The sequence below is a fragment of the Streptomyces sp. NPDC001980 genome (assembly GCF_040296885.1).
In the GTDB taxonomy this organism is placed as follows: domain Bacteria; phylum Actinomycetota; class Actinomycetes; order Streptomycetales; family Streptomycetaceae; genus Streptomyces.
In genome coordinates this window covers 241,548-261,280 of record NZ_JBEOYD010000007.1, presented here as the reverse complement: position 1 = coordinate 261,280, position 19,733 = coordinate 241,548, and the positions used below count along the sequence as shown (strand labels likewise).

Genomic DNA, 19,733 nt, shown 5'->3' with positions numbered 1-19,733 from the left:
CTCCTGACCATGACCTCTGACGTGTGGCTCCCCATCCCCTCGGCCGAGATCCAGGGGCTCCCGGAAGGCCTCAATTACCTCTTCTGGGACGGCGACCAGGACTTTCCCGGTGACCCTGCCGACTGTGCCGTGTACGTCGTCCCCTACATGAAGCGGCAGCCCGTCAAGGTGCGGCCGCTTCCGGGGATGCGCAACGTCCGGCTCATCCAGACCCTCACCGCCGGCGTCGACGACATGACCGCGGCCCTCGACCTGATCGCCCCCGGCGTGCAGCTCTGCAACGCGCGCGGGGTGCACGAGGCGAGCACCGCCGAACTCGCGCTCGCCCTGACGCTGGCGTCCCTGCGCGGCATCCCGGGATTCGTACGCGCCCAGCGGCAGGAACACTGGCAGAGCGGTTTCCACCAGGCCCTCGCCGACAAGTCCGTCCTCATCGTCGGCTACGGCGCCATCGGTTCGGCCATCGAGGACCGGCTCGTGCCCTTCGAGGTTGCGCGGGTGGCGCGCGTCGCGCGCTCCGGGCGCGCCTCGGCGCGCGGTCCCGTGCATCCGCTCACCGAACTGCCGAATCTGCTTCCGGAAGCCGATGTCGTCATCCTTGCCACGCCCCTCACGGACACCACGCGTGGCCTCGTCAACGCGGAGTTCCTCGCACGGATGAAGGACGGCGCACTGCTCGTGAACATCGCGCGCGGGCCCGTCGTGGACACCAAGGCCCTCCTCGCCGAGCTGGAGAGCGGCCGCCTGACCGCCGCCCTGGACGTGACCGACCCGGAACCGCTGCCGGCCGGACACCCCTTGTGGCAGGCGCCCGGAGTGCTGATCAGCCCTCATGTCGGCGGCCCCACCTCGGCCTTCCTGCCGCGCGTCAAGCGTCTCGTCACCGATCAGATGAACCGCTTCGTGAACCGGGAGCCGTTGCGAAACGTGATTTTGACGACGGGATCCACCGACAACTGACCATCACGGCAATACGCGTGTAATCCGCTTCCGGTACGGTCCGCAACCTTCCGGGCGCGGTGCGTGCGCGCATAGCCGCTGGTCGTCACGGAGCGTAGAGAAGCTATGTCCCTGAGTGACGAGACTGGTGTATCGTCCCGGAAGGGGCTGCGCCGCGCACCGTACGGCGCCGGGGATGGACATTTCAGATTTGTGAGGGGGGCGACGGGCGATGCACGGCCTATGGACGAACGATCCGACGCGGCGGAGCCGCCGGCGGCGACCCTGGCGCACAGCTGCGCGCAGACGCGGCCATCACACCAGCCATCACCACCACCGCAGGCACAGCGGACGCAGGAGGCACGCTCACCCAGCGCACCGGGACCCGCGGGACCTGGGAGTGACGCGGACCGGGAGCATCCGGTGACTGCGTCGACACCTGTGACGACCACCCTCCCCGGAGCGCTGCGGGCACAGTCTCCGGCGGGGATGCCGCACCCCCGGCCGCCGGCCGCCGGCGGCGGGACCGGCGTGGTCCGCCAACTCGTCCTGGCCCTGATCTGCGCGGGATACGCCGTCGGTTCCGCGCTCGACTGGGGCTCGAACCAGGTCGCTCTGTTCATGGGTGACTTCGGTCTGACCGCGGCCGCCGGCACCGCCGCCGTGTCGTGCTTCTGCTACGCCCGCTCCCCGCGGGTCCGCTTTCGACCTGCCTGGCTGCTGTTCGCCCTCTCCTCGGCGATGGCGGCCCTGGGCAACGCGGTCTGGGGGTGGTACGAGGTCGTGCTCCAGCGGCCCATGCCCAGCCCCAGCTACGCCGACCTGTTCTTCCTGTGCTTCGCGCCGCCCGCCATCGTCGGTCTGCTGGTGCTGGCCAAGCGGCCGGTGACCAAGGCCGGCTGGATCTGCCTGGCGCTGGACGCCTGGCTGATCGGCGGCTCGCTGCTCACCCTGTCGTGGAGCCTCGCGCTCGCCCAGGCCGCCCGGTTCGACGGTCGCAGCGTCGCGCACACCGCGCTCTCGCTGGCGTACCCGCTGCTGGACATCGCCCTGGTCAGCATGGTGCTCGCGCTGCACTTCCGGCGCTCGCCGGGCAACCGCACCGCGGTGAACACCGCGATCGGTGCCCTCGCCCTGACCGTGATGTGCGACGCCCTGTTCACCTCGCCGCTGCTGCACAGCAGTTACCGCTCCGGCCAGCTGCTGGACGCGGGCTGGTTCGCCGGCTCGCTGCTGCTCGCGTACGCCCCCTGGGCCGCACCCCGGCCGCAGGGCACCCAGGATCCCGAGGGGCACACGCGCGTGGTCCACGAGCACGTGCCCGGCGGCCGTGCCCCGGCGGCCAAGCAGCCGCCGGTGCCCGCCCCGGGAGGTGATCACAGCCGGTACCCGGCCGGCCGGCCGATCACCGGCTCCCTGGCCGCGCTCACCCCGTACCTGGCCGCCGCCGTGTGCACCCTGGGCATCCTCTACAACGTCCTCAACGGCCGCAGTCCGGACCACGTCGTCCTGGTCACCGCCGGCTGCGTGGTCCTCGCGCTCGTCGTGCGCCAGGGCATCATGCTGCTCGACAACATCACCCTCACCCAGGAACTGGCACAGCAGGAGAACCACTTCCGCTCCCTGGTGCAGGGCTCCAGCGACGTCATCATGATCGCCGCGCCGAACGGTATGCTCCGGTACGTCTCCCCGGCCGCCGCCGGGGTCTACGGCCGGTCCGCCGACGACCTGGTGGGCTCGGAACTGGCCAATCTCATCCACCCGGAGGACCTGGGCTGCGTGGTGCACGAGGTGCGCCGCTTCCTCGCCGCCAGCTCCCTGGACGAACCCACCACCCGCATCGAGTGCCGGTTCCGGTCCGGCGAGGGCGGCTGGCTCAACGTCGAGTCCACCGTCAACCGCCACCACGGCGGCCTCATCTTCAACAGCCGGGACGTGACCGAAAGAGTGCGCCTGCAGGCGCAGCTCCAGCACAACGCCGAGCACGACCCGCTCACCGACCTGCCCAACCGCGCCCTGTTCACCCGGCGCGTGCAGCAGGCCCTGTCCGGCCGCCGCTCCTCCGACCGGGGTCCGGCCCTCAGGAACACCGCGGTGCTCTTCATCGACCTGGACGGGTTCAAGGCCGTCAACGACACGATCGGGCACCAGGCCGGGGACGAACTGCTCGTCCAGGCCGCGCGCAGACTCCAGGACGCGGTCCGTCAGGGCGACACCGCGTCCCGGCTGGGCGGCGACGAGTTCGCGGCGCTGATCGTCGGCGACGGCACCCGTGACCGCAGTGCCCGGGAGCGGCACATCCTGGAGCTCGCCGACCGCCTCAGGGTGACCCTCTCCCAGCCGTACGCCATTGACGGCAACGATGTCCGTGTCAACGCGTCCATCGGTGTCGCCTTCGCCGAACCGGGTCTCGGCGCGGGCGAGTTGCTGCGCAACGCCGACCTGGCGATGTACCGCGCCAAGTCGGCCGGAAAGGGCCGCGTCAAGCTGTACAAGCCGCAGATGCAGCAGGACGTCGTACGCAAGGCGGAACTGGCCACCCGGCTGCGGGCCGCCCTGCACGACGGCGAGTTCGCGCTGCTGCACCAGCCCGTGGTGTGCCTGGAGAACGGCGGGATCGAATCGGTCTCCGCGCAGGCGCGCTGGCGCTCCTCGCAGGGGGTGCTGTTCACGCCGGCCGAGTTCCTGCGAGTCGCCGAGGACAGCGACAAGACGGCCGAGCTGGACCGCTGGATCCTCCAGGAGGCCGTCGAGCAGGCCGCAGAGCGGGCCGCGAGCGGGCTCGTGGTGCCGGTCGCCGTCCGGACGTCCGCCCGGCGGCTGCTCGACCGGTCCTCGCCGCTCGGCTCCGTGGAGGCCCTGCTCACCCGGCACGGGCTGCCCTCGGGGGCGCTGCTCCTGGAGCTGTCCGACACCGACCCCAGGGTTCCGCTGGACGAGCTGGAGCGACGGCTGACCGCGCTCAGCCGGCACGGTGTCCGGATCGCTCTGGACGGCTTCGGCAGCGGCTACGCGGCGATCACGGCCCTCCGCAAGCTCCCCGTCGACGTGCTCAAGCTCGACCGCAGCCTGGTCGAGGGGGTCGTCGAGTCGGCCCGGCTGCACAAGATCACCAGCGGGCTGCTGCGGATCGCCTGCGACCTCGGCCTGCAGTCCGTGGCCGAGGGCGTGGACCTGCCCGAGCAGGTCACGGCGCTCCGCGCGATGGGGTGCACGCACGGGATGGGCATGGCGTTCTCCGGCCCGGTGGACGAGTACCGGCTGCGCCGGGCGCTCGGTTCCGGCCACTATCCGGTTCCGCACGCACCGGCCGAGCCGGCGTTCGCGGGGGGCGGCTCGGGGGTGTACACCGGTGGTGTGCCCGCCGTGCTGGGAGGCGGAAGTGCCCTACGCTCACATAATGAGACTCCCGTCCCACCCACTTGACACGTGGTGCGCGTCGGAGGGAGGGTCAGTCCCATGCGCACCCGAATTCTCGTACTTGGACAGCGCGTCGGCTGAGCTGGGACCCACCGGAGGACGATCCGGAATCCCCAGCGACCACACCGGCGCGCTCCCCTCGCTTGCCTTTTGGCACGAGGGGTTTTTTGTTGCACCAGCACCAGACGTACGGCAGCGAAAATCCGTACGAACCTCGCAAAAACCCTCAGCATCGAGAAGAGAATGCCGATGACCGAGCAGGCCACCGGGGCCCACCATCCGCAGCCGCGGCCCCGTTCCGGAGGACAGCAGACCCCGACCGTCGAGCACGTGACGGGTGCGAAGTCGCTCATCCGCTCGCTTGAGGAGGTCGGCGCTGACACGGTATTCGGTATCCCCGGTGGCGCGATCCTGCCGGCCTACGACCCGCTGATGGACTCCACCCGGGTGCGCCACGTCCTGTGCCGGCACGAGCAGGGCGCCGGCCACGCGGCCACCGGCTACGCGCAGGCCACCGGCAAGGTCGGCGTCTGCATGGCGACGAGCGGCCCGGGTGCGACGAACCTGGTGACGCCGATCGCGGACGCGCACATGGACTCGGTGCCGCTCGTGGCGATCACCGGGCAGGTCGCGTCCTCCTCGATCGGCACGGACGCCTTCCAGGAGGCGGACATCGTCGGCATCACCATGCCGATCACCAAGCACAACTTCCTGGTCACCAAGGCCGAGGACATCCCGCGGACCATCGCCCAGGCGTTCCACATCGCCTCCACCGGCCGCCCCGGCCCGGTCCTGGTCGACATCGCCAAGGACGCCCTCCAGGCGAAGACCACCTTCTCCTGGCCGCCGGTCATGGACCTGCCCGGCTACCGCCCGGTGACCAAGCCGCACGCCAAGCAGATCCGCGAGGCCGCCAAGCTGATCACCGCCGCGAAGCGGCCCGTCCTCTACGTCGGCGGCGGCGTCATCAAGTCGCACGCCACCGCCGAGCTCAAGGTCCTCGCCGAGCTCACCGGAGCGCCCGTCACCACCACCCTGATGGCGCTCGGCGCATTCCCCGACAGCCACTCGCTGCACGTGGGAATGCCGGGCATGCACGGTGCGGTCACCGCCGTCACCGCGCTGCAGAAGGCCGACCTGATCGTCGCCCTCGGAGCCCGCTTCGACGACCGCGTCACCGGCAAGCTGGACAGCTTCGCCCCGTACGCGAAGATCGTCCACGCCGACATCGACCCCGCGGAGATCGGCAAGAACCGCGCCGCCGACGTGCCGATCGTCGGTGACGCCCGCGAGGTCATCGCCGACCTGATCCAGGCGGTGCAGAAGGAGCACAGCGAGGGTCACCAGGGTGACTACACCGCCTGGTGGAAGGACCTCAACCGCTGGCGCGAGACGTACCCGCTGGGCTACGACCTGCCCGACAACGGTTCGCTCTCGCCGCAGCAGGTCATCGAGCGCATCGGGCAGCTCGCCCCGGAGGGCACCATCTTCGCGGCGGGCGTCGGCCAGCACCAGATGTGGGCCGCGCACTACGTGCAGTACGAGAAGCCCGCCACCTGGCTGAACTCCGGCGGCGCCGGAACCATGGGCTACGCGGTCCCGGCCGCCATGGGCGCCAAGGCCGGCCAGCCCGGCAGGACCGTCTGGGCGATCGACGGCGACGGCTGCTTCCAGATGACCAACCAGGAACTCACCACCTGCGCCCTGAACAACATCCCGATCAAGGTCGCCATCATCAACAACGGCGCCCTCGGGATGGTCCGCCAGTGGCAGACCCTCTTCTACAACCAGCGGTACTCCAACACGGTGCTGCACTCCGGGCCCGACGACGTCAACCCGGACGCCCGCGGCACCCGGGTCCCCGACTTCGTCAAGCTGTCGGAGGCGATGGGCTGCTACTCCATCCGGTGCGAGTCCCCGGACGACCTCGACAAGGTCATCGAAGAGGCCAACTCCATCAACGACCGCCCCGTCGTCGTCGACTTCATCGTCCACGAGGACGCCATGGTGTGGCCGATGGTCGCCGCCGGCACCTCCAACGACGAGATCCTGGCCGCCCGGGACGTCCGCCCCGACTTCGGCGACAACGAAGACGACTGAGCGAGAGACGTAAGAGAGAGACGCAGAAAAATGTCCAAGCACACGCTCTCCGTCCTGGTGGAGAACAAGCCGGGCATCCTCGCCCGGATCGCCGCCCTGTTCTCCCGCCGCGGCTTCAACATCGACTCGCTCGCCGTCGGGGTCACCGAGCACGCCGACATCTCCCGCATCACGATCGTGGTGAGTGTCGAGGCGCTGCCGCTGGAGCAGGTCACCAAGCAGCTCAACAAGCTCGTCGAGGTGCTCAAGATCGTCGAACTGGAGCCGGGTTCGGCCGTTCAGCGGGAACTCGTTCTGGTGAAGGTGCGCGCCGACAACGAGACGCGTTCCCAGATCGTCGAGATCGTCCAGCTGTTCCGCGCCAAGACCGTCGACGTCTCCCCGGAGGCCGTCACCATCGAGGCCACCGGCAGCAGCGAGAAGCTGACCGCCATGCTCAAGATGCTGGAGCCGTTCGGCATCAAGGAACTCGTGCAGTCCGGCACCATCGCGATCGGACGCGGGGCCCGTTCGATCACCGACCGGTCGCTGCGCGCCCTCGACCGATCTGCGTAAGGCTTGAGCAAGGCTTGATACGGGCGGTCGACGGTCGTAACCGGCGCGCCGGCCGCCCGTATACCGAGACCCCGAAACTTCCCTTCCGCCCGCCGTCATACGGTGGGACGCAACACCTGCACACCAAGGAGAGAACCCAAAGTGGCCGAGCTGTTCTACGACGCCGATGCCGACCTGTCCATCATCCAGGGCCGCAAGGTCGCGGTCATCGGCTACGGCAGCCAGGGTCACGCCCACGCCCTGTCGCTGCGCGACTCGGGTGTCGACGTGCGTGTCGGTCTGCACGAGGGCTCCAAGTCCAAGGCGAAGGCCGAGGAGCAGGGCCTGCGCGTGGTGACCCCGGCCGAGGCCGCCGCCGAGGCCGACGTCATCATGATCCTGGTCCCGGACCCGATCCAGGCCCAGGTCTACGAGGAGTCCATCGCCCCGAACCTGAACGACGGCGACGCCCTGTTCTTCGGCCACGGCCTGAACATCCGCTTCGGCTTCATCAAGCCCCCGGCCGGCGTCGACGTCTGCATGGTCGCCCCGAAGGGCCCGGGCCACCTCGTCCGTCGTCAGTACGAGGAGGGCCGCGGCGTGCCCTGCATCGTGGCCGTCGAGCAGGACGCCACCGGCAACGGCTTCGCGCTCGCGCTGTCGTACGCGAAGGGCATCGGCGGCACCCGCGCCGGCGTCATCAAGACGACCTTCACCGAGGAGACCGAGACCGACCTGTTCGGTGAGCAGGCCGTCCTCTGCGGTGGCACCTCCGCCCTGGTCAAGGCCGGTTTCGAGACCCTGGTCGAGGCCGGCTACCAGCCGGAGATCGCCTACTTCGAGTGCCTGCACGAGCTGAAGCTCATCGTCGACCTGATGTACGAGGGCGGCCTGGAGAAGATGCGCTGGTCGGTCTCCGAGACCGCCGAGTGGGGCGACTACGTCACCGGCCCGCGGATCATCACCGACGCCACCAAGGCCGAGATGAAGCAGATCCTCGCCGAGATCCAGGACGGCACCTTCGCCAACAACTGGATGGACGAGTACCACGGCGGTCTGAAGAAGTACAACGAGTACAAGAAGCAGGACTCCGAGCACCTGCTGGAGACCACCGGCAAGCAGCTGCGCAAGCTGATGTCCTGGGTGAACGAAGACGCGTAAGCCCCAGGTGACAGGGCCGGGGCGAGCCGCCCCGGCCCTGTTGTCCACCCCGTCGAATCTCGGACGGGTGATCCTTCCGCAGAGGCGCAGGACGACCTCCGCCACGCCACTACACTGCCGTACTACATACGCGTCAGGCCCACAGCGTCGTGCGTCTCCACGCGGCTAGCCAACCTCCACCGCCAGCGGCCGTCGGGACGGCCGTCCGCATTGGACATGTGAGGACTCACGTGAGCTCGAAACCTGTCGTACTCATCGCTGAAGAGCTGTCGCCCGCCACCGTCGACGCGCTGGGCCCGGACTTCGAGATCCGGCACACGAACGGAGCAGACCGAGCCGAGCTGCTCCCCGCCATCGCCGACGTGGACGCGATCCTGATCCGCTCCGCCACCAAGGTCGACGCCGAGGCGATCGCCGCGGCGAAGAAGCTGAAGGTCGTCGCACGAGCCGGCGTCGGCCTGGACAACGTCGACGTCGCCGCCGCCACCAAGGCCGGCGTGATGGTCGTCAACGCCCCGACCTCCAACATCGTGACCGCCGCCGAGCTGGCCTGCGGTCTGCTGATCTCCAGCGCCCGCCACATCTCGCAGGCCAACGCCGCGCTGAAGAACGGCGAGTGGAAGCGCAGCAAGTACACCGGCGTGGAGCTCGCCGAGAAGACCCTCGGTGTCGTCGGCCTCGGCCGCATCGGCGCCCTGGTCGCGCAGCGCATGTCGGCCTTCGGCATGAAGGTCGTCGCCTACGACCCCTACATCCAGCCCGCCCGCGCCGCCCAGATGGGCGTCAAGGTGCTGTCCCTGGACGAGCTGCTGGAGGTCGCCGACTTCATCACCGTGCACCTCCCGAAGACCCCCGAGACGGTCGGTCTGATCGGCGACGAGGCGCTGCGCAAGGTCAAGCCGTCGGTGCGGATCGTCAACGCCGCGCGCGGTGGCATCGTCGACGAGGAGGCGCTGTACGCGGCGCTCAAGGAGGGCCGGGTCGCCGGCGCCGGCCTCGACGTCTACAGCAAGGAGCCGTGCACCGACTCCCCGCTGTTCGAGCTCGACCAGGTCGTCTGCACCCCGCACCTCGGTGCCTCCACCGACGAGGCCCAGGAGAAGGCGGGCATCGCGGTCGCCAGGTCCGTGCGCCTCGCCCTCGCCGGCGAGCTGGTCCCGGACGCGGTCAACGTCCAGGGCGGTGTCATCGCCGAGGACGTCAAGCCGGGCCTGCCCCTCGCCGAGCGCCTCGGCCGCATCTTCACCGCGCTCGCGGGTGAGGTCGCGGTCCGCCTCGACGTCGAGGTCTACGGCGAGATCACCCAGCACGACGTGAAGGTGCTGGAGCTCTCCGCGCTCAAGGGAGTCTTCGAGGACGTCGTCGACGAGACGGTGTCGTACGTCAACGCGCCGCTGTTCGCGCAGGAGCGCGGTGTCGAGGTACGGCTGACGACCAGCTCGGAGTCGGCCGACCACCGCAACGTCGTCACCGTGCGCGGCACCCTCGGCACCGGCGAGGAGGTCTCGGTCTCCGGCACGCTGTCCGGCCCGAAGAACCTCCAGAAGATCGTCGCGGTCGGCGACTACGACGTCGACCTCGCGATCGCCGACCACCTGCTGGTGCTGCGGTACGAGGACCGGCCGGGCGTCGTCGGCACCGTCGGCCGCATCCTGGGCGAGGCGGGCATCAACATCGCCGGTATGCAGGTGTCCCGGGCGGTTGCGGGCGGCGAGGCGCTCGCTGTCCTCACCGTCGACGACACGGTTGCCTCCGGCGTGCTGGCCGAGGTTGAGGCGGAGATCGGGGCGACGTCGGCTCGTTCGGTGAACCTCGTCTGATTTTTCTGCCCACCCGCCCACCCGACTCGGTGGGCTGGAAGGCTCGCGTCATGTCCTCAAACGCCGGACGGGCTGATTCAGTCAGCCCGTCCGGCGTTCGCATGTGCCCCTACTTACCGGACCTTCGCAGCGTCACTCCCGCCCCCACCGCCGCCCCCGCCAGCAGCACCGCCCCCGCGATCGCCGCCCCTTGCATCCCGCTGGTGAACGCCTCCCGCGCGGTCCGGGTCAGGGCCTCTCCCGCGGGCCCCGGCAGCCGGCTCGCCGTGGCCAGCGCGCCGCCCAGGGTCTCGCGGGCCCCGGCCGGAGCCGTGGCCGGCATCTCGTGGCGGTAGACCGCCGTGCCGATCGAGCCCAGCACGGCCATGCCGAGCGCACCGCCGAACTCCGCGGCCGTCTCAAGGAGCGAGGACGCCGTCCCCGCCCGTTCCACCGGCGCCCCGGTCATCGCGAGGTCGGTCAGCTGGGAGACGATCGCGACCATCCCGCAGGCGAGGACGCCGGCCCCGGCCAGCACCAGCCACAGCGAGTCGGTGCCGATCAGGGCGAGCAGCACGAACCCGGCCGCCATGGCCGCGAAGCCGCCGGCGACGACGTACCCCCGGTCGGCGCCCCGCTGCACCAGCTGTGCCGTGAGCGGCCCCGCGGCCCCGATGAACACCGAGGGCAGCAGACTCCACAGCGCCGCCGCGAGCGGGCTCATCCCGAGGACCGACTGCAGGTACTGCGTGGTGAAGATCGCCGAGCCCATCATGGCGAGCGAGGCGACCAGGTTCAGGACCAGCGCCGGGGTGAAGCCCCGGCCCTTCAGCAGGGCCGGCGGGATCAGCGGGGAACCGGTGGTGCGCTGGCGATGGACGAAGAGGGCGGCGAAGAGCAGGCCGACGGTGACCGAGACGACGTACAGCGGGTGCCAGCCCTCGGAGGGGATCTCCTTGACGCCGTAGATCACGGGGAGCACGGCGGCCGTTGAGAGCGGGACGCTCAGCCAGTCGAAGCGGCCGGGGGAGGGGTTCCGGGACTCCGGGAGCAGGAACGGGCCGATGAGCAGGAGCAGGGCCATCGCCGGAAGGTTGACCAGGAAGACCGAGCCCCACCAGAAGTGCTCGACGAGGATCCCGCTCATCACCGAGCCGAGCGCGATCCCGCCGGTCATCACCCCGGACCACAGGCCGATCGCCTTCGCGCGCTGGCCCGGGTCGGTGAACATCGTGCGCAGCAGGGCCATCGTCGACGGCATCAGGGTCGCGCCGCCGAGGCCGAGGACCGCGCGGGCGGCGATCAGGGTCCCGGCGCTGTCCGCGTACGCGGCGAGCAGCGAGGCGCCGCCGAAGGCCGCGGCGCCGAACAGCAGCAGGCGGCGGCGGCCGATGCGGTCGCCCAGCGCGCCCATCGTCATCAGCAGACCGGCCAGGACGAAGCCGTAGATGTCGAGGATCCACAGCTGCTGGGTGCCGCTCGGCGCCAGGTCCGCGCCGATCGCCGGGAGGGCGAAGTAGAGGACCGAGACGTCCATCGAGACCAGCAGGAGCGGAAGCATCAGCACACCGAGCGCGGTCCATTCACGGCGCCCGGCCAGGGAGTTGGTGGTCGGTGGTGCGGTCGTCGTGCTCGTCGGGTTCGTCATGCCAAGGAATGTACGAGCGTATTAAACGCTTGTCTAGGACGCTTGTATAATTCATGCGTCTAGGACGGGTGTATGGATTCCGGGTAGGGTGCTCGGCATGGGACACCGTGAGGATCTGCTGGAAGGCGCCAAGCGCTGCCTGCTGGAGAAGGGGTTCGCGCGGACGACGGCGCGCGACATCGTCCGGGAGTCGGGGACCAACCTCGCCTCGATCGGCTACCACTACGGCTCCAAGGGCGCACTGCTCGCCCAGGCCTACATCGCACTGGTGGAGGAGATGTCCTTCGAGGGCGGCGACGGGGGGCTGACCGGAGCGCCCGGCTCCCTCGACCGGTTCCGGGAGGTGTGGTCGAACATCGTCGACAGCATGCGCGGGCCCGGCTCCATGTGGCGGCTCAGCGTGGAGATCGTGACGATGGGCGATCAGATGCCGGACGTGCGCGACCAGTTGGCGCGCGCCCAGCGCGAGGGCGGCCGGGGGCTGACCTCGCTGCTGATGGGCGTGCCGGAGGAGGAGGTCTCCGACGAGACCGCCGACACCCTCGGCCGCTTCTACATGACCCTGATGTCCGGCCTCATCTCGCAGTGGACCTTCGACCCGAAGACCGCGCCCGACGGTGACGCGCTCGCCGAGGGGCTGCGCCAGATCGTCGAGGCCGCGACCCGGAGCTGACGCGGCGCAGACGGCGGCCGCCGTGCGGTGCCGGGGCGCCGGATCAGCCGAGCGGGTACGTCACCACGGTGCGGGCCGGGAACCGGAGCGCGTCGTCGTACAGCGGTGAGCGCTCGACGGTGACCCGGACGCCGTCGACGGAGTCGTAGTACCAGACGGGGCTCTGCAGGGCGGGCCCGCACAGGCCGTCCGGAAGCTTGTACGGCTCGCCGGCCACGCCGACCCCGCCGTGGCGCTTGTCGAACAGGCCGGCGCCCGACCGCACGATGCCGGCGCCGCGCAGGAAGTCCGGGAGCAGGCCGCTGCGGAAGGACAGGACGGCCCTGCCGTTCCGGGTGAAGTAGTGGACGTCGGAGGCGTCGGAGGGGATCGGCGTGCCGTGGACGAGGATCCGGGCCGGCAGCCGCTGCTCGCTTCCGGCGCAGGCCCGTTCGTCGCCGAGCGGGTGGGGCAGGTCGTCCCGGAAGAGCCAGACGGCTCCGGAGGCGCACCCCGCGAGGGCGAGGGCCCCGATCCCCAGCGCGGCCGCCCGGCGGCCCGGCCGGAGCTGTCCGCGCGCCCTGGTCTGCTCCGCCGTCGACGGCGGTTCGGCCGCCTCGTCCTGCCGTATGTCCGGACCAGAATCACCCATGTCCGCCCCCGCCGACATCCTTGATGTGAACACGCGGAGCATACGCCGACCGGCATCCGCACCGGGTGCTGAAGGCGCCTCAGGCAAGCCGGGCCCCCTTCAGTGCCATGTGCAGCAGCAGGCGGTCCTCGCCGTCGTCCAGGTCGAGGCCGGTGAGCTGTTCGACGCGGGACAGGCGGTAGTACAGGGTCTGCCGGTGGATGCCGAGCGCGGTGGCCGTGCGGCCCGCCTGGCCCGCGTGGTCGAGGTAGGCCTCGGTGGTGCGGGCCAGTTCGTGGTGGGCCGGGGTGAGGAGCGGGGCCACGGCCGGGTCCGGCGGGGCCTGCGGCGGCAGCGCGGTCAGCAGGCGGTACGGGCCGATGTCCGCCCACTGTGCGACCGGCCCGAACCGCGGCTCCGCCAGCGCGGCCCGGGCGGCCGCCGCGGCCTCCTGCCAGACCGCGCCCAGCTCGGCCAGCCCGGTCCGGGCCCCGCCCACCCCGGTGGCGCAGCCCTGCGCCACCGGGACCGGCCCCGCGAACCCCGCGGCGACGGCCGCCGCCGTCCGCGCCCCGGCGCCGCGTGCCGCCGCCGACCGGGCCTCCTCCGCCTCCTTGAGCAGCCGCGCGGCGGCCGTCAGGGCGGGCGTGGCCGTGTCCGTGCTGCGCAGCCGGACCAGTACCGCGAGGCTGTGGCCCGTCGCCCCCCACGGCAGGGCGCACAGCGCGGTGGCGTGCGGGACCGTGCGCGGGGACGGGGCGTCGTCCGGGTCGGCGGACGGCCAGGGGGCGACACAGACCAGGGTGTGCGGGGCGTCCGCGCGGGCGCCCAGGGCCGTGCGGAGCTCGGCCACCGCCATGTCCCGCTGCCAGCCGCCCTCCGCGACCAGCACCGCCCGCAGCTCCCGGCCGAGGCCCGCCCCCGCCTGCGCCTCGTCCGCGAGCAGCGCGCCGATCCGCCCCGCCACCCCCATGGCGGCGGCCAGCTGGGCGTCCGTCGGACCCGGATCGGAGTCGAGCAGCCACACGTAGCCGAGGACGACACCCCGATGGCGTACCGGAAGGCAGATCCGCCCCCGGTACACCCCGGCCTCCGGGGTCGGCGGGATCCGGACCGGTCCGGTCGCCCGGGTGATGCCGAACCCCTCGAACCAGGTACGGACCGTCGCCGTCGAACGCCGGGTCAGGATCGAGCGGGTGCGGACCGGGTCCAGCGCCGACGGATCGAGGTCGCCCTCACTGTCGTACGCCCCGAAGGCGATCAGCTCGAAGTCGCGGCTCTCCAGGGTCGCCGGGACGCCCAGCAGCTCCGAGATCTCGTCGACCAGCTCCTGGTAGTCACCCTTGAATTCCGACGTCACCCGGGCATTCTCCCGCAATTCCCGACCGCCTTCATACATCTGTCTGAGATCCGCGGCACGGATGCGTGACAGCTGTCGATGGCCCACGATCGGAGGGATCCTTAACTTTCACGGTGGTTCCCCGTGCCGTATCCAAATCGTCGGATCGCGGCCTGTCTGGCATGTGTTGTGGAGGTGCCCCGTGCTGGGTCCCGTGATTCTCGCCGCGTCGCGCAGCGACCGGATGCGACGTCTGATCTCGGCGGCCCCGGTGACGAAGCAGGTCGTCGACCGCTTCATCCCCGGTGAGTCGGTCGCAGACATCGTCCCGATCATCGAGGAGCTCACGGGCCGCGGCCTGGAGCTGACGATGGACGTCGTCGGCGAGGACATCACCACCCCCGAGCAGGCCGGCGCCGCCCGGGACGCCTACCTCGCGCTGATCGACCGGCTGCGCCTGCTGGGCCTCGGCGAGCGCGTCGAGATGTCGGTCAAGCTGTCGATGTTCGGCCAGTCCCTCGCCGGGGGCCATGAACTGGCCCTCGCCAACATCCGCCCGGTCGTCGAGGCCGCCGCCGCCATCGGCACGACCGTCACCCTCGACGCCGAGGACCACACCACCCTCGACTCGATGTTCGCCATCCACGAGGAACTGCGCCGGGACTTCCCGCAGACCGGCTGCGTCATCCAGGCCTACCTCTTCCGCACCGAGGCCGACGCCCGCCGCCTCGCCGACTCCGGCAGCCGCGTCCGCCTGGTCAAGGGCGCCTACAAGGAGCCCGCCGAGGTCGCCTACCAGCAGAAGCACGAGATCGACAAGGCGTACGTCCGGATCCTGCGGACTCTGATGGACGGCGAGGGGTACCCGATGGTCGGCTCCCACGATCCGCGCCTGATCTCCATCGCCCAGGAACTCGCCCGGCGCGCCGGCCGCAAGCCCGACGAGTACGAGTTCCAGATGCTGTACGGCATCCGCAGCGACGAGCACCTGCGGCTGGCCGCCGAGGGCCACCGGATGCGTGTCTACACCGCGTACGGCACGGACTGGTACGGCTACTTCATGCGCAGGCTCGCGGAGAAGCCGGCCAACCTGCGCTTCTTCCTCCGCTCGATGGTCAGCAAGGGCTGAGCCCCACCAAGCCGCGACAAGCCCCGACACCCGCTCACGTACAAGGAGTTACGGATCCCATGGACGCTGTGACCCAGGTCCCCACCCCCGTCAACGAGCCGGTGCACGGCTACGCCCCCGGCTCCGCCGAGCGCACCCGCCTGGAGGCGAAGCTCAAGGAGCTCGCCGAGAACCCGATCGAGCTGTCGATGACCATCGGCGGCGAGCAGCGGCTCGGCGGCGGCGAGCCCTTCCAGGTCGTGCAGCCGCACCACCACAAGGCCGTCATCGGCACCGGCCGGCACGCCACCCGGCAGGACGCCCAGGACGCCATCGACGCCGCCCTCGCGGCCGCGCCCGCCTGGCGCGCGATGTCCTTCGACGACCGTGCCGCGATCATCCTGCGCGCCGCCGAACTACTCGCCGGCCCCTGGCGCGAGACGATCGCCGCCTCGACCATGCTGGGGCAGTCCAAGACCGCCCAGCAGGCCGAGATCGACTCGCCCTGCGAGCTGGTCGACTTCTGGCGGTTCAACGTCCACTACGCCCGCCAGATCCTGGCCGAGCAGCCCCCGGCCAACTCCCCGGGCGTCTGGAACCGCCTCGACCACCGCCCGCTGGAGGGCTTCGTCTACGCGATCACGCCGTTCAACTTCAGCGCGATCGCGGGCAACCTGCCGACCGCGCCGGCTCTCATGGGCAACGTGGTCGTGTGGAAGCCGTCCCCCACCCAGACCCACGCCGCCGTGCTGCTCATGCGGCTGCTGGAGGAGGCCGGTCTGCCCAAGGGCGTCATCAACCTCGTCACCGGCGACGGCATCGAGGTGTCCAAGGTCGCCCTGGTCCACCGGGACCTGGCCGGCATCCACTTCACCGGCTCCACCAAGACCTTCCAGTACCTGTGGAAGACGGTCGGCAACAACATCGAGAAGTACCGCTCGTACCCGCGTCTGGTCGGCGAGACCGGCGGCAAGGACTTCCTCGTCGCCCACCCGAGCGCCGACCGGGCCGTCCTCAAGACGGCGCTCACCCGCGGTGCCTTCGAGTACCAGGGCCAGAAGTGCTCGGCGACCTCCCGCGCCTACATCCCGGCATCCATCTGGAACGACGGCTTCCGCGAGGAGTTCGCCGCCGAGGTCGACTACCTGACCATGGGCGACGTCACCGACCTGTCGAACTTCGTCGGCGCCGTCATCGACGACCGTGCCTTCGCCAAGAACAAGGCCGCGATCGACCGCGCGAAGACCGACCCGTCCTGCGAGATCGTCGCGGGCGGCTCCTACGACGACTCGGTCGGCTACTTCGTCCGCCCGACGGTCGTCGTGTGCAGCGACCCGGAGAACGAGGTCTTCCGCACCGAGTACTTCGGCCCGTTCCTCGCCGTGCACGTCTACGAGGACGACACGTACGACGAGATGCTGACCCAGATGGAGTCGGTGTCGGACTACGCGCTCACCGGCTCGGTCATCTCCAACGACCGCGCGGCGGCGGCGTACACGATGGAGAAGCTGCGCTACGCGGCCGGCAACTTCTACATCAACGACAAGTCGACCGGCGCCGTCGTCGGCCAGCAGCCCTTCGGCGGCGGCCGCGCCTCCGGCACCAACGACAAGGCCGGCGCCCCGCAGAACCTGCTGCGCTGGACGCTGACCCGCGCGATCAAGGAGACGCTGGTCGCACCGACCGACTACGCGTACCCGCACATGGGCTGACCCTCAGCCCCCCCGAGCACGGGCCGGGAAGCCTGACCCACGAGCAGGCTTCCCGGCCCGTTCCCATGAGGGCTCACTCCGCCGAGGTCATCGCGTCCCGGAACCTGGCCCCCGCCTCGGTGTCCGGCGCCGCCGACAGGATCACGATCTTCAGCTCCGAGTCGCCGTCCGTCAGCACGTCGCAGTCCACCTCCACCGGCCCCACCCGCGGATGTTCGACCGTCTTGCGGTCCTCGCGGTGGGCCGCCACCGTGCCGCTCGCCCACATCCGGGCGAACCGCTCGTTGCCCTCGGACAGTTCGCGGATCAGCTCCGCCAGGTCGGCGTCCTGCGGGAAGCGGCCGGTCGCACGGCGCAGGTCGGAGACGACGGCGAGGTCCGAGCCGTCCACGTCGTCGACGTGCACCGGCCACCACGTGACGCGGGCGCCCGTGGCGCCGACCGGGAACCGCTCACGGGCGAAGTTGCGCAGCTGAGGCGATGTGGCCGACGGATCACCGAGGAGCGCGGCCCAGCGGGTGTTCCAGCAGAGCATCTGCCAGTGTGCGGTGAACGCGGCGACCGCGACGTCCCCGAGCCGGTTGAGCACGCGGCACACACTCGGCGGGAGGTCGTCGGGGATCGGACCGCCGCCCGGGGCGACCAGGCCCGCCATGCGGTAGAGGTGCTCGCGCTCGCCGGCGGTCAGCCGCAGGGCGCGGGACAGGGCGGCGACCACCTGCCCGGACGGCGCCGTGGCCCGGCCCTGCTCCAGACGTACGACGTAGTCCACCGACACCCCGGCCAGCTCGGCGAGTTCCTCGCGGCGCAGCCCGGTCGCACGGCGGGCGCGGCCGGTCTCCGGCACGCCGACGGACGTCGGCGACAGCCGCTCCCGCCAGGCACGGATCGTCGGGCCCAGACCGGCTTCCTCTTTCCTCGCCATGGCCTCCATCCTGCCCCAACCCGGTGGACCTGGTACTGCCGTTCCTACGGTCGGAGCGTCCCTGGCAGCGGCCCTGCGCCGGGCGGACGATCGGGCCATGACCATCACCTTCATCACCGGAGCCAACAAGGGGCTCGGCCGCGAGACCGCCCGCCGCCTCGTCGGGCTGGGCCACACCGTGATCGTCGGCGCCCGCGACCCGGAGCGGGGCGCCGCGGCCGCCGATGCGCTGGGCGCGCGGTTCGTACGGATCGACGTCACCGACGACGCCTCCGTCGCCGCCGCGGCCGCCGACGTCACCGCGCACGAGGGCAGGATCGACGTACTGATCAACAACGCCGGAATCGCCGGCCCGCTCGGCGACCCGGGCGAGCCCACCATCGCCGACGCCCTCGCCGTCTTCGACGTCAACCTCTTCGGCGTCATCCGCACGACCACCGCGTTCCTGCCCCTGTTGCGCCGGTCGGCGGACCCCGTCGTCGTCAACGTCAGCAGCGGACTGGGGTCGATCGCCGTCACCCACGACCCCGCCCGTATCGAGTCCACCGTCGTGGCGCCGCTCTACAACTCCTCCAAGGCGGCCCTCGTCATGCTCACCACCCAGTACGCCAAGGCGTTCAAGGACATCCGCGTCAACGCCGTCGACCCCGGCTACACGGCGACCGACCTCAACGCCCACAGCGGCCCGCAGACCGTCACCGAGGGCACCGACGCGATCGTCCGTCTCGCCACCGAGCCCTCCGACGCGGGAACGGGCCGGTTCATCGACCGTAACGGCCCCGTCGCCTGGTAGTTCCGTACGACACTTGGGCCATGCCTCTCCGCATCGCCCACACCGCCGACCTCGACCCCGCCGACCTGCGTGCCGCCCGCGGCCTCCTCCACGAGGCGTTCGGCGGGGACTTCGCCGACAGCGACTGGGAACACGGGCTGGGCGGCCTGCACGCCCTCGTCCACGACGAGGCAGGGCTCGCCGCCCACGGCTCGGTCGTCATGCGCCGCGCCCGGCACCGGGGCCGCTGGCTGCGCGTCGGCTACGTCGAGGCGGTGGGCGTACGGCCCGACGCCCGCCGCCGGGGGTACGGCGGGCAGGTGATGGCGGCGCTGGAACGGATCGTCGAGCGGGCGTACGACCTCGGCGCGCTCGGCGCGAGCGACGACGGCGCCCGGCTGTACACGGTCCGGGGCTGGCAGTGCTGGCCCGGCAGGATCTGCGCCCTGTCCCCGGACCGGGGGATCGTGCGGCTCGCGGCGGAGGAGGGGGACGTGTTCGTGTGGCCCGCCCTCGCCGGTGCCCTCGACCCCGCCCACGAGCTGATCTTCGACTGGCGCGACGGAGACGTCATGTAACCCGTTCGCCCCAACCGCCCCAACCGTCAAAACCCCAGCTCACAGGCGGGTGACCGACTCTGCCGTCTCAGATAGTAGGAAGTCCGAGTAATTGTGCAGACAGAAGCGGGCCGCTCGCTTATTTTTGTAGGAGCCGAACGTCTCGCTCGATCAAGCGAATGGCGGTCGTGAGCCGGGCCCCGTGCAGGCAACCCCTGCGGCACCGCTCCCCGCCCCTTCCGGCGTCTCGTATCCCCCCTTGCCGTACTCCACGTATGTCGAAGGAGTCGATTCCCATGGCCGAGACGACCGTCCGCCGCCGAGTCCGCCACGTGTCCCGCACGAGCGACTCGGACCGCAAGAACGCCGCCGCCGCTCTCCAGCGCGCCCTCGACCGCCGCGACAACGGCGGCGAGACCGGCCACTGAGCCGTTGA

At 70.9% G+C, this 19,733-nt stretch carries 16 protein-coding genes; 12 read left to right on the top strand and 4 right to left on the bottom strand.

Going from position 1 to position 19,733, the window contains the following annotated elements; genetic code table 11:
- Positions 1-9 precede the first annotated feature (9 nt).
- The 6 genes from ABT137_RS13670 to serA all read left to right on the top strand — a co-directional run bounded on the left by ABT137_RS13670 (position 10) and on the right by serA (position 9,974).
- Positions 10-960 (top strand): 2-hydroxyacid dehydrogenase, encoded by a 951-nt coding sequence (locus ABT137_RS13670; protein ID WP_351707255.1) that lies wholly within the window; start codon positions 10-12, stop codon positions 958-960.
- A gap of 468 nt (positions 961-1,428) precedes the next feature.
- Positions 1,429-4,365 (top strand): putative bifunctional diguanylate cyclase/phosphodiesterase, encoded by a 2,937-nt coding sequence (locus ABT137_RS13665; protein ID WP_351707503.1) that lies wholly within the window; start codon positions 1,429-1,431, stop codon positions 4,363-4,365.
- A 243-nt stretch (positions 4,366-4,608) separates the two neighbouring features.
- The gene (locus ABT137_RS13660) at positions 4,609-6,459 is read left to right on the top strand and encodes an acetolactate synthase large subunit (RefSeq protein WP_351707252.1); all 1,851 of its coding nucleotides are present in this window, start codon (positions 4,609-4,611) and stop codon (positions 6,457-6,459) included.
- 30 nt (positions 6,460-6,489) lie between these two features.
- Positions 6,490-7,014 (top strand): acetolactate synthase small subunit, encoded by a 525-nt coding sequence (ilvN, locus tag ABT137_RS13655; protein ID WP_046726929.1) that lies wholly within the window; start codon positions 6,490-6,492, stop codon positions 7,012-7,014.
- 141 nt (positions 7,015-7,155) lie between these two features.
- Entirely contained in the window at positions 7,156-8,154 is a 999-nt protein-coding gene (gene ilvC, locus ABT137_RS13650) for a ketol-acid reductoisomerase (protein ID WP_089098583.1), read from the top strand.
- A gap of 230 nt (positions 8,155-8,384) precedes the next feature.
- A complete protein-coding gene (gene serA / locus ABT137_RS13645; RefSeq protein ID WP_351707249.1) occupies positions 8,385-9,974 on the top strand; it encodes a phosphoglycerate dehydrogenase in 1,590 nt (529 codons plus the stop codon).
- A 109-nt stretch (positions 9,975-10,083) separates the two neighbouring features.
- Here serA and ABT137_RS13640 read toward each other — a convergent pair whose 3' ends face one another.
- Complete coding sequence (locus ABT137_RS13640) at positions 10,084-11,601, bottom strand: MFS transporter (RefSeq protein WP_351707246.1); 1,518 nt, start codon at positions 11,599-11,601, stop codon at positions 10,084-10,086.
- A 97-nt stretch (positions 11,602-11,698) separates the two neighbouring features.
- Here ABT137_RS13640 and ABT137_RS13635 point away from each other — a divergent pair, with 97 nt between their 5' ends.
- Positions 11,699-12,274, top strand: a complete 576-nt coding sequence (locus tag ABT137_RS13635) for a TetR/AcrR family transcriptional regulator (RefSeq protein ID WP_351707243.1) — start codon at positions 11,699-11,701, stop codon at positions 12,272-12,274.
- A 43-nt stretch (positions 12,275-12,317) separates the two neighbouring features.
- On the opposite strand, the gene ABT137_RS13630 is transcribed toward ABT137_RS13635, so the two are convergent.
- Positions 12,318-12,905, bottom strand: coding sequence for a hypothetical protein (locus ABT137_RS13630; RefSeq protein WP_351707240.1), 588 nt, complete (start codon positions 12,903-12,905; stop codon positions 12,318-12,320).
- 79 nt (positions 12,906-12,984) lie between these two features.
- Positions 12,985-14,283, bottom strand: coding sequence for a PucR family transcriptional regulator (locus tag ABT137_RS13625; protein WP_351707237.1), 1,299 nt, complete (start codon positions 14,281-14,283; stop codon positions 12,985-12,987).
- Between the two features lie 142 nt (positions 14,284-14,425).
- Between ABT137_RS13625 and ABT137_RS13620 the strand changes: the two genes are divergently transcribed.
- Together ABT137_RS13620 and pruA are read left to right on the top strand one after the other, a co-directional pair.
- Entirely contained in the window at positions 14,426-15,352 is a 927-nt protein-coding gene (locus ABT137_RS13620) for a proline dehydrogenase family protein (RefSeq protein WP_351707234.1), read from the top strand.
- 59 nt (positions 15,353-15,411) lie between these two features.
- Positions 15,412-17,043: an L-glutamate gamma-semialdehyde dehydrogenase gene (gene pruA, locus ABT137_RS13615; RefSeq protein WP_351707231.1), complete on the top strand. Its 1,632-nt coding sequence runs from the start codon at positions 15,412-15,414 to the stop codon at positions 17,041-17,043.
- Positions 17,044-17,116: 73 nt separating this feature from the next.
- Here the strand turns inward: pruA and ABT137_RS13610 are convergent, their stop codons facing one another.
- Entirely contained in the window at positions 17,117-17,977 is an 861-nt protein-coding gene (locus tag ABT137_RS13610) for a helix-turn-helix transcriptional regulator (RefSeq protein ID WP_351707228.1), read from the bottom strand.
- Positions 17,978-18,065: 88 nt separating this feature from the next.
- Between ABT137_RS13610 and ABT137_RS13605 the strand changes: the two genes are divergently transcribed.
- From ABT137_RS13605 to ABT137_RS13595, 3 genes are all read left to right on the top strand, one after another.
- Positions 18,066-18,761, top strand: coding sequence for an SDR family NAD(P)-dependent oxidoreductase (locus ABT137_RS13605; protein WP_351707225.1), 696 nt, complete (start codon positions 18,066-18,068; stop codon positions 18,759-18,761).
- Between the two features lie 20 nt (positions 18,762-18,781).
- Positions 18,782-19,318, top strand: coding sequence for a GNAT family N-acetyltransferase (locus ABT137_RS13600; RefSeq protein WP_351707223.1), 537 nt, complete (start codon positions 18,782-18,784; stop codon positions 19,316-19,318).
- A 275-nt stretch (positions 19,319-19,593) separates the two neighbouring features.
- Positions 19,594-19,725, top strand: a complete 132-nt coding sequence (locus tag ABT137_RS13595) for a hypothetical protein (RefSeq protein WP_294004210.1) — start codon at positions 19,594-19,596, stop codon at positions 19,723-19,725.
- Positions 19,726-19,733: the final 8 nt, after the last annotated feature.

What these genes read in the sequence shown, in the direction of transcription:
- pruA (WP_351707231.1), top strand. Translation starts at nt 15,412, where the DNA reads ATGGACGCTGTGACCCAGGTCCCCACCCCCGTCAACGAGCCGGTGCAC.
- ABT137_RS13635 (WP_351707243.1), top strand. Translation starts at nt 11,699, where the DNA reads ATGGGACACCGTGAGGATCTGCTGGAAGGCGCCAAGCGCTGCCTGCTG.
- ABT137_RS13595 (WP_294004210.1), top strand. Translation starts at nt 19,594, where the DNA reads ATGGCCGAGACGACCGTCCGCCGCCGAGTCCGCCACGTGTCCCGCACG.
- ilvN (WP_046726929.1), top strand. Translation starts at nt 6,490, where the DNA reads ATGTCCAAGCACACGCTCTCCGTCCTGGTGGAGAACAAGCCGGGCATC.
- ABT137_RS13610 (WP_351707228.1), bottom strand. Translation starts at nt 17,977, where the DNA reads ATGGAGGCCATGGCGAGGAAAGAGGAAGCCGGTCTGGGCCCGACGATC.
- ABT137_RS13660 (WP_351707252.1), top strand. Translation starts at nt 4,609, where the DNA reads ATGACCGAGCAGGCCACCGGGGCCCACCATCCGCAGCCGCGGCCCCGT.
- ABT137_RS13605 (WP_351707225.1), top strand. Translation starts at nt 18,066, where the DNA reads ATGACCATCACCTTCATCACCGGAGCCAACAAGGGGCTCGGCCGCGAG.
- ABT137_RS13600 (WP_351707223.1), top strand. Translation starts at nt 18,782, where the DNA reads ATGCCTCTCCGCATCGCCCACACCGCCGACCTCGACCCCGCCGACCTG.
- ABT137_RS13670 (WP_351707255.1), top strand. Translation starts at nt 10, where the DNA reads ATGACCTCTGACGTGTGGCTCCCCATCCCCTCGGCCGAGATCCAGGGG.
- ABT137_RS13625 (WP_351707237.1), bottom strand. Translation starts at nt 14,283, where the DNA reads ATGTATGAAGGCGGTCGGGAATTGCGGGAGAATGCCCGGGTGACGTCG.
- ABT137_RS13640 (WP_351707246.1), bottom strand. Translation starts at nt 11,601, where the DNA reads ATGACGAACCCGACGAGCACGACGACCGCACCACCGACCACCAACTCC.
- ABT137_RS13665 (WP_351707503.1), top strand. Translation starts at nt 1,429, where the DNA reads ATGCCGCACCCCCGGCCGCCGGCCGCCGGCGGCGGGACCGGCGTGGTC.
- ABT137_RS13630 (WP_351707240.1), bottom strand. Translation starts at nt 12,905, where the DNA reads ATGGGTGATTCTGGTCCGGACATACGGCAGGACGAGGCGGCCGAACCG.